Source organism: Streptomyces sp. NPDC017448 (genome assembly GCF_044330565.1).
GTDB lineage: Bacteria > Actinomycetota > Actinomycetes > Streptomycetales > Streptomycetaceae > Streptomyces.
The window spans coordinates 121834-131464 of record NZ_JBIRLM010000016.1; the positions used below are offsets into that span (position 1 = coordinate 121834).

The window sequence follows — 9631 nt, forward strand, 5'->3', positions numbered from 1 at the left end:
GGGGGCCGCTCCCGGGGGGGGGGGGGGGGGGCGGCGGGGGGCGGGGGGGGGGGGGGGGCCCCCCCCCCCCGCCCCCCCCCCCCCCCCACGTCCGGGCCCGTCTGTTCTTCTCTTCCGCCTCGCCCCCCGCTGCCGCGCCGCCTGTCCGCGCCCACCGCCGACCGCCCTCAGCCCCGAGGCGTTCGGCCCGGTGGACGGCCCGGCGCTGCATCAGGGAACCCCCTCCTCCTCCAGGAAGCGGAAGGACTCCAGCACGCGGTAGCGCACGCGGCGGGAGCCGGACTCCCGTCCGCGGCTGACCGGGTCGGCCGGGGAGAGGGAGCGGACGGCTCCCGTCCAGGCTGCCGGGCCGGTCAGCGCACGTACTGGCCCGGGGCGGCGTCCAGCCGTACGAAGGGGATGCCGCGACCGGCCCTGCGGTAGGAGTCGGCCCCGCCGTCGGCGACGTCGAACCCCATGAAGGCGCACAGCCTGCGGGCGGTCCGCGGGTGGGCGGGGGCGTAGCGGGCCATGATCTCGCCACCCTCCTCGGCGCTCGGGAAGTGGGCGGTGACGGCGTAGTGGCGGTTGCCGACCTGGATCGTCGTCTTCGGTGCGGCCCGCAGGTCGCGGTACCAGGCGGCCTCGGGGCCGAAACCGGAGGCCAGGATCCAGCTCCCCTCCTCGCGATCGTGCTCGACGACCTCCAGGGCCACCCGCCGGTCCAGCCCGCTGACGCGGCCGACGTGGTGCAGGAGCAGCAGGCGGCGGCCGAAGACCGGGCCGAGGCCCACGCGGTAGAAGGCCGGGGGCAGGCGGGCCAGGCGTCGTCGCCAGCCGCGCGGCAGGGGCGGCCGACCGCCCCCGGCGTGCTGCCGTGACGTCATGCGGGACCTCCTTCGAACGCGGACGGGAGCCGGCGCCGGGCAGTCGCTCGACTCTTAGCTTACGTAAGCTTTGCACAGTCTCATCATGCTCGTCGGGAGGCCGCTCGGCGGGTGGGGCCCGCCCACCGCGACGGGCGGGGAGGGGCGGGGGCTCCGTGCCGGGAGCAGGGTAGAAAGGGGCCATGGCCAAGAAGTCGGCTCCTGTGGAGCGCATGGATGACGTGGACGCGGTGACCGGGGCGGTGCTGACGGCTTCCCGGCTGCTGGTCGCGGTGTCGGCGCGCTCCCTGGCGGAGGTCGAGGACCGGGTGACGCTGCCGCAGTTCCGGATGCTGGTGGTCCTCTCCACGCGCGGCGCCACCAAGCTCGTGGCGCTGGCGGAATCGCTGGACGTGGCGCCGTCGACGGCGATGCGCATGGTCGACCGCCTGATCGCGGCGGGGCTCGCGGACCGGCAGACCAACCCGGACAACCGCCGGGAGACGCTGCTCCGGCTCACCGGGGAGGGGCGGAGCACGGTGGAGAACGTCACCGCCAGGCGGCGGCGGGAGATCGCGGCGATCGTCGAGCGCCTGGCCCCCCGCCGGCGGACGGCGCTGATCGAGGCGCTCACCGACTTCAACGAGGCGGGCCGCGAGCCGCCCGCCCCCCTGTCGGAGGGGAGCGCCGGTGCGCACCCGCTGGGCTGGGGCGGGGCCGCGACGGCCGGCTGACCGACCGGCTGACCGGCCGGCTGACCGGACGGCGGCGACCGGCCACCGGGCCGGCCTGCGCCTCCCGGCGCTGCGTTCGGCCGCCTCGGCGCCGCAGACGCCCGCCTTCCGGGGCCATACCGAGGGCGCCCGCGCCCGCCCGCCGAGAGGAGGGCGGACGGGCCCTCTCACGTCCACGGCCGTCCGGGCGCGACCGGGCGGAGGGCCGCGCCCCGCCCCGTCCGGGCTGTGTGCCCGACTACGTCGCCGTTTCGGCGCAAGCGCCCTTTTCGGACCGGGGTGGGCGCCCCGTCGCCGCAGCATCGCCTCATATGCCCTATCGACAAAGCGAATTGGCGAGCTTAGGCTCACCTAAGTTCGGGTGGCCGTTTCGTCGGCGTGCCCGTCCTCCGAATCTTCCCCTCACGCCTGACAGGCGGACTTCCCGGACGATGGGAGTGACATGTCACAGGTTCTTCCTGGCGACACACCACCGGTCCACGACCTCATCGGCATCGGCTTCGGCCCGTCCAATGTGGCCATGGCGATCGCGCTCAGCGAGCACAACAGCACAGTCGACAGGCAGGATTCGGTCACCGCTCACTTCTTCGAGCAGCAGTCGAGCTTCGGCTGGCACCGCGGCATGCTCATCGACGACGCCACCATGCAGGTGTCCTTCCTCAAGGACCTGGTGACGCTCCGGAACCCGGCCAGCGAGTTCAGCTTCCTGTGCTACCTGCAGAGCAAGGGCCGGCTGATCGACTTCATCAACCACAAGAACCTCTTCCCGCTGCGGGTGGAGTTCCACGACTACCTCGAGTGGGCCGCGGCCAAGGTCGACGACCAGGTCTCCTACGGCCACGAGGTCATCGGCGTCACCCCGTTCGTCGACGACGGCACGGTGCGCCACCTCGACGTGACCGTCCGCTGCGGTGACGAGGTCACGGTCCACCGCGCCCGCAACCTCGTCATCGGGACCGGGCTGCGCCCCCTCATGCCCCACGGAGTGGAGCGCGGCGAGCGCGTCTGGCACAACTCCGACCTGCTGCGGAAGGTCGACGCCCTGGACGGCTCCTCGCCCTCGCGGTTCGTCGTCGTCGGCGCCGGCCAGAGCGCCGCCGAGAACGTCGCCTATCTGCACCGCCGCTTCCCGGGCGCCGAGGTCTGCGCCGTCTTCTCCCGGTACGGCTACAGCCCCGCCGACGACAGCGGCTTCGCCAACCGGATCTTCGACCCCGACGCGGTCGACGACTACTTCGCCGCCCCCGAGGCGGTCAAGAGCAGCCTGATGGCCTACCACGCCAACACCAACTACTCGGTGGTGGACATCGACCTGATCGACGACCTCTACCGCCAGATGTACCGGGAGAAGGTCCTGGGCGCCGAACGGCTGCGCTTCCTCAACGTGTCCCGGGTCACCGGCGTGGTGGAGAAGCCCGACGGCGTCCGCGCCACCGTCAAGTCGCTGGTGACCGAAGAGGAGTCGGAACTCGACGCCGACGCCGTGGTGTTCGCCACCGGCTACAGCCCCGCCGACCCGCTCGGCGTGCTCGGGGAGGTCGGGGAGTACTGCCTGCGCGACGACATGGGCCGCGTCCGCGTGGAGCGCGACTACCGGATCGCGACCGGCCCGGGGCTGCGCTGCGGCATCTACCTCCAGGGCGGTACGGAGCACACGCACGGCATCACCACGTCGCTGCTCTCCAACACGGCGATACGGGTCGGGGAGATCCTGGACTCCCTGGTCGGCCGCCGGGTCAAGTCCACCTCCGACGAGTCCGGGCCGGTGGCCGGGGAAGCGAACCGGGAAGTACCCGCCGGGCCCTGACGGGGCGCGGATCTTCGAAGGCTCCGTCCGCCCGGTGGCCTGCCGGGCGGACGGAGCGACTGTTGCGATCAAAGGGATATCGTTCCTCGACATGGTGACGACTGAGGTGGAGCGCCCCGCCCCCGGCGGGACGACCGACACCCGCGGGCGGCGGCTGGCCGGGCTGGGCGTCCTCGCGGCCGTTCTGGTGATCGCGGCGGCGGCCTCGTTGGCCGTCGGAGCGCGCGCGTTGGACCCCGGCGAGGTGTGGCACGGCCTGTTCGCGGACCCCGGACCGGACCGGAAACTCACCGAGATCCGCCTCATCGTGCAGACCGTGCGCGTGCCCCGTACCGTCCTCGCGGTCGTGGCGGGGCTGGCGCTCGGCGTCGGCGGTGCGCTGATCCAGGGGTACACGCGCAACCCCGTCGCCGACACCGGGCTGCTGGGGGTGAACGCCGGAGCCTCCTTCGCCGTGGTGGCGGTGATCGCCGTGTTCGGGTTCACCGACCCGTTCCAGTACGTCTGGTTCGCCTTCGTGGGGGCCGGCCTGGCCGGTGTCGTGGTCTTCGGCCTGGCGAGCCTCGGCAGGGGCGCGGGCAACCCGTTGACCCTGGCCCTGGCCGGACAGGGCGTCACGGTGTTCCTCGCGGCGATGACCACGGCGGTGGCGCTCTCCGACAAGGAGTCGCTGAACGCCCTGCGGTTCTGGAACGCGGGCTCCGTGGCCGGTGTCGGATTCGACGTCATCCGGCCGGTGACCGGCTTCGTCGTGGTCGGGCTGGTCCTGGCGCTGATCACCCTGCCCGCCCTCAACCTGCTCAACCTGGGCGACGACGTGGCGCGGGCGCTGGGAGTGAACATCGCGGTGAGCCGGACCGTCGGCATCGCCGCCGTCACCCTGCTGGCGGGTGCCGCCACCGCGGCCTGCGGCCCCATCGCCTTCCTCGGGCTCATGGTGGCGCACGTGGCCCGCCACCTCACCGGCCCCGACTACCGCTGGCTGGTGCCGTACGCCGGGCTGCTCGGCGCCGTGGTCCTGCTGGTCTGCGACATCGCCGGCCGGCTGGTGGTGAGGCCGGGCGAACTGGAATCGGGCGTCGTGGTCGCCCTCCTCGGCGCGCCCTTCTTCGCGCTCCTGGTGTGGCGGGGAAAGTTCAGGAGCGCGGTATGAGGGTGGACGAGCAGATGAAGCAGGCGCCGCCGCCCAGGGGCGGGACCGAGGCGGAGTCGGCGGCGATGCCGCCGGGCGTCCGGCTGGGAAAGGTGTCGTTCGTCTGGCGGCCCTGGCTCGTGCTGGTCACCCTGGCCCTCGCGGCGGCGGCCTTCCTGGTCTTCTGCCTCTCGATCGGCGTCGGGGACTTCCCCATCGGCCTCGCCCGGGTCGTCGCCACGCTCCTGGGGCGGGGGGAGCAGGTCGACGAGTTCGTGATCATGGACCTCCGCCTGCCCCGGGCGCTGGCCGGGCTGATCGTGGGCGTCGCCCTGGGCGTGTCGGGGGCCATTACGCAGTCGGTGGCCCGCAACCCGCTCGCCAGCCCCGACATCCTGGGGATCACCTCCGGGGCCGGCGCCGTCGCGGTGTTCCTGGTGACCGCGACGGGCGGGACCGCCGCGGCGGTCGCCGGGTCGGTCGGGCTGCCCTCGGCGGCCCTGCTGGGCGGCCTCGGCACGGGGCTGCTCGTCTACTTCCTCGCCTGGCGGCGCGGGATCGACGGCTTCCGGCTCATCCTGATCGGCATCTCGGTCACCGCGATGATGCAGGCGGTCACGACCTGGCTGCTGGTCTCGGCCGACATCCGCGACGTGGCGCGCGCCCAGGTGTGGCTGGTCGGTTCGCTGGACAACCGGTCCTGGGACGAGGTCCGGGTGGCCTTCTGGTGCACGCTCGTCCTGTTGGCCGCCGTCGCCCTGGTGGCCTTCCCGTTCAAGCCGATGCACCTCGGCGACGACGTCGCGGCCGGGCTGGGCGTACGGTTCGGCCGGGTGCGGGGCGTCCTGCTGCTCTGCGCCGTCCTGCTGGCCGCGGTGGGGGTGAGCGCGGCCGGCCCGGTCCCGTTCGTCGCGCTGGTGGCCCCGCAGGTGGCGATGCGCCTGGGACGGTGGCCCACACCGCCGCTGATCGCCTCGGGGCTGGTGGGCGCGCTGCTGCTGATCGGCTCCGACCTCGTCGCCCGCGCGGCGCTGCCGATCGGGTTGCCGGTCGGGGTGGTCACCGCGGTGATCGGCGGACCGTTCCTCGTCTACCTGCTGGTACGGGCGAACCTCCGGTAGATGGTAGAAGTAAGGCATACCTCAACAAGGGGGGCTCGTGGCCGCTCAGTTCACCGTCCGGACCGAGGAGGACGTCAGGGGCGTCCCCCGGCTGGCCGCCAGGGGCGTCACCGTCGGGTACGGCGACCGCACGGTCATCGACGACCTGGACGTGACGATCCCGTCCGGGGTGATCACCACGATCATCGGCCCCAACGGCTGCGGGAAGTCCACCCTGTTGCGCACCCTGAGCCGGCTGCTCAAGCCGTCGGGGGGCACCGTCGTCCTGGACGGCGAGGACATCGGCCGGCTCCGGACCAGGGATGTGGCGAAGAAGCTCGGCCTGCTGCCGCAGACGCCGGTCGCCCCGGACGGGCTGACGGTCGCCGACCTCGTCGCGCGCGGGCGCCATCCGCACCAGAGCTGGCTGCGGCAGTGGTCGTCGGACGACGCGGACGTGGTGCGGCGCGCCCTGGCCATGACCGGGGTGGCGGACCTCGCCGATCGGCCCGTCGACTCGTTGTCCGGCGGGCAGCGCCAGCGCGTGTGGATATCGATGACCCTGGCCCAGGGCACCGGTCTGCTGCTGCTCGACGAGCCGACCACCTACCTGGACCTGGCCCACGCGATCGACGTGCTCGACCTCGTCGACGATCTGCACGAGTCGGGCCGCACCGTGGTCATGGTCCTGCACGACCTCAACCTGGCCACCCGCTACAGCGACCACCTCGTCGTCATGCGGGCGGGAGCGGTCCTGGCGCAGGGGCACCCCCGGGACGTCATCACCGCCGAGCTGCTGCACGAGGCGTTCGGGCTGCGGGCCCGGGTGGTCGACGATCCGGTGGGCGACCGGCCTCTCATCGTGCCGATAGGCCGGGCGCACGTGCGCCCGGACGTGCGGCCCGACGGGGAACCGCGCTCTCCGTACGGCGGTTGACCGAAGATCACACGTCAACTCGTTCTGACCGAGCTAAAGTTGTTCAGTAAGGCTAGGCTGCCCTCACTTGATCGGGGTACAGTCTGGCTGTCTCGTACCGGGGCGCAGTGGGCAGTGCGAAAGCAAGGGATCTGACGGATGCTTCTCCATCGAACGACGTCTGCGAAGCCGTGGCGGCGGCTGGCCGCGACCGTTTCCGCCGCGACTCTCGGCGTCGGCCTCCTCGCGGGATGCGGCGCCGACGCGGCGGACGGGAAGAAGAGCGACGACGCCCCGGCCGCCGCCGGGGGAGCGTTCCCGGTCACCGTGGAGCACGCGTTCGGCTCCACCGAGGTCGAGCAGGCCCCGAAGCGGGTCGTCACCGTCGGCTACACCGACGACCAGGCCGTCCTGGCGTTCGGCATCAAGCCGGTCGGCATGGTCGACCAGTACCCCAACCCGGCCGGGCAGACGCCGGACGTCAACACCCAGTGGCCCTGGGTGAAGGACCGGTGGGGCGACGCCCGCCCCGAGGTCGTCATGAAGAACGGCGACGCCGGCCCCAACTTCGAGAAGATCGCCTCCCTGCGCCCCGACCTGATCATCGCGGTCTACTCGGAGGTCGACAAGGCGGCCTACGAGAAGCTCTCCAAGATCGCCCCGACCGTCGGACGCACCAAGGGCGAGAAGGAGCTCTTCAGCGCCCCCTGGCAGGACAACGCGGTGCACATCGCCAAGGCGCTCGGCAAGGAGAAGGAGGGCGCCGAACTGGTCGAGGGGATCCAGGCCAAGCTGGAGGCCGCCAAGAAGGCCAACCCCGGTTTCGGCGGGCAGAAGGCCGTCGCGGTCTCCTGGTACAAGGACTCGATCTCGGCGTTCACCTCCACCGACGTCCGCGGCCGCCTCATCACGGGCACCGGTTTCACCTACCAGGACGAGATCGACAAGGTGGCGGGCGGCGACTTCTCCACCGAACTCTCGCCCGAGCGCATCGACCTGATCGACGTCGACCGCATCTTCGTCATCAACGACAAGGCCGACACGGACGCGCTCAAGAAGTCCGAGCTGTTCAACAACCTCCCGGCCGTCAAGAACGGCAAGGTCTCCTACCTGCTGGACAGCGAGGGCCCCGCGATCGGCGCGGCGATGTCCCAGGGCACGCTGCTCTCCCTGCCGTACGCGATCGACGAACTCGTCGAGTCGGCCAAGTAGAGATGACCGGCCGACGGCCCGTACCCCGGCGAGAAGCGGTTCCCGCGTGACTGTCACCGACACCCCCGCCGCCCCGGCGGCCCTGCGCACGGCCACCGGCGGCGAGGCCGCCCGGTGGGTGACCTCGCACTGCCGCCGGACCCCGTGGCTGACGGCCTCCACCGTCCTGACCACGGTGGCCGGAGCCGCGCTCCAGGTGCTCCCCGTGCTGCTGCTCAGCCGGGTCGTCGACGGCGTGGTCGGAGGTGAACCGCGCTCGATCCTGCTCACCGTCGGCGTGCTGATGGTGGCCGCCGCCCTGCTCGGAGCGGCGGCCACCGCCGCCTCCACCTTCCTGATCGGCAGGCTGGGCGCCGAACTCCTCGCCCGGCTCCGCGAGGAAGCCGTCCGCGCCGTGCTGGGGATGCCCAGCGCCCGCGTCGAGGAGGTCGGCCGCGGCGACGTGCTCTCCCGCGTCGGCGACGACGTGGCCGTCATCTCCAAGGGCATCAGATCGGCCGTCCCCACCGTCTTCTCGGCGGGCGTCCTGGTCGTCATCGCGACCCTCGGCATGTTCGGCCTCGACTGGCGGCTCGGCCTGGCGGGGGCCGGCGCCCTGCCCGCGTACGCGCTCGCGCTGCGCTGGTACCTGCCCCGCTCCGCACCCCTGTACCGGCGGCAGCGGATCGCCCAGGCCGACCGGGCCCAGGCGCTGATCAGCGGACTCAACGGCATCGACACGGTCCGGGCCTACCGCCTGGAGGACGCCGTACGCGAGAAGGTCACCGGCGAGTCGTGGCGGGTGCGCAACCTCGGCATCGAGGTCTTCCGCTTCTTCGGCCGCTTCGTCGGCCGGGAGAACCGGGCCGAGTTCATCGGTCTCGTCCTGATCCTGGTCGTCGGATACGCCCTGCTGGAGGCGGACGCCGCCACCCTCGGCGAGGTGTCGGCCGCCCCGCTGATGTTCCACCGGCTGTTCACCCCGCTGGGCGCCATCATGTTCACCTTCGACGAGGCGCAGAAGTCGGGCGCCAGCCTGGCCCGCCTGGTCGGGGTCTTCTCCGAACCCTCCGAGGAGCGGCTGGTCGGCGACGGCACGGTCGCCACGCCCGGCGTCGAGCCGCACCCGGTCACCGTACGCGGCCTCACCTTCACCTACCCCGGGGCCGAGGAACCGGTGCTGCGCGAGGTCTCCCTGGCCATTCCGGCCGGCGGCTCGCTCGCCCTGGTCGGCGCGACGGGCGCGGGGAAGTCCACTCTCGCCGCGCTCATCGCGGGCATCGGCAGGCCGCAGGCCGGGTCGGTGCGCATCGGCGCCCACGACCTCGCCGCCCTGGACGAGGCCGGCGCCCGCGCCCTGGTGACCATCCTGACCCAGGAGACCCACGTCTTCTCCGGCCCGCTCGCCGACGACCTGCGGCTCGCCGCACCGCTCGCGAGCGACGACGAGCTGATGGAGGCCCTGCGGACGGTCGGCGCGGGGGAGTGGGCCGCACAGCTCCCCGACGGCCTGGACACCCCGGTCGGCGAGGGCGGCGAACGCCTGGACGTCACCAAGGTCGCCCAGGTCGCCCTGGCCCGGCTGGTGCTCGGCCGGTCGCCCGTGGTGGTGCTCGACGAGTCGACCGCGGAGGCCGGCAGCGAGGGCGCGGCCGAGCTGGAGCGCGCGGTGCTCGCCGCCTGCGCCGGCCGGACCACGCTGTTCGTGGCCCACCGGCTGACCCAGGCGATGGCCGCGGACCGCATCGCCGTCCTGGACGGGGGCCGCGTGGTGGAGGAGGGGACACACGGCGAACTGGTCGCGCTGGGCGGACAGTACGCCCGGCTGTGGCGTGCGTGGCGAGAGGGAAGTCAGACGTGACCCCGCCGACGAGGCGGGCCCACGTGCCTACCGCGAAAGGTTGCT

8 protein-coding genes are annotated in these 9631 nt (G+C 72.8%); 7 read left to right on the plus strand and 1 reads right to left on the minus strand.

The annotated features are described in order from the left end of the window. Positions 1-353: 353 nt before the first annotated feature. Complete coding sequence (locus ACH4K1_RS24440) at positions 354-866, minus strand: nitroreductase family deazaflavin-dependent oxidoreductase (protein ID WP_398091489.1); 513 nt, start codon at positions 864-866, stop codon at positions 354-356. Positions 867-1048: 182 nt separating this feature from the next. Between ACH4K1_RS24440 and ACH4K1_RS24445 the strand changes: the two genes are divergently transcribed. The 7 genes from ACH4K1_RS24445 to ACH4K1_RS24475 all read left to right on the plus strand — a co-directional run bounded on the left by ACH4K1_RS24445 (position 1049) and on the right by ACH4K1_RS24475 (position 9586). Beyond that, a complete protein-coding gene (locus ACH4K1_RS24445; RefSeq protein ID WP_398091490.1) occupies positions 1049-1579 on the plus strand; it encodes a MarR family winged helix-turn-helix transcriptional regulator in 531 nt (176 codons plus the stop codon). Between the two features lie 442 nt (positions 1580-2021). Next, positions 2022-3386: a lysine N(6)-hydroxylase/L-ornithine N(5)-oxygenase family protein gene (locus ACH4K1_RS24450; protein ID WP_398091492.1), complete on the plus strand. Its 1365-nt coding sequence runs from the start codon at positions 2022-2024 to the stop codon at positions 3384-3386. A 91-nt stretch (positions 3387-3477) separates the two neighbouring features. Beyond that, a complete protein-coding gene (locus tag ACH4K1_RS24455) occupies positions 3478-4539 on the plus strand; it encodes a FecCD family ABC transporter permease (RefSeq protein ID WP_398091493.1) in 1062 nt (353 codons plus the stop codon). A gap of 14 nt (positions 4540-4553) precedes the next feature. Next, positions 4554-5639, plus strand: a complete 1086-nt coding sequence (locus ACH4K1_RS24460) for a FecCD family ABC transporter permease (RefSeq protein WP_398091550.1) — start codon at positions 4554-4556, stop codon at positions 5637-5639. A gap of 37 nt (positions 5640-5676) precedes the next feature. Beyond that, a complete protein-coding gene (locus ACH4K1_RS24465) occupies positions 5677-6555 on the plus strand; it encodes an ABC transporter ATP-binding protein (RefSeq protein WP_398091494.1) in 879 nt (292 codons plus the stop codon). A gap of 138 nt (positions 6556-6693) precedes the next feature. Further along, positions 6694-7746 carry an iron-siderophore ABC transporter substrate-binding protein gene (locus ACH4K1_RS24470; protein ID WP_398091495.1) on the plus strand — a complete coding sequence of 351 codons (1053 nt, stop codon included), beginning with the start codon at positions 6694-6696 and terminating at the stop codon, positions 7744-7746. A gap of 46 nt (positions 7747-7792) precedes the next feature. After that, a complete protein-coding gene (locus ACH4K1_RS24475) occupies positions 7793-9586 on the plus strand; it encodes an ABC transporter ATP-binding protein (RefSeq protein ID WP_398091496.1) in 1794 nt (597 codons plus the stop codon). The last annotated feature ends 45 nt before the right edge of the window (positions 9587-9631 follow it).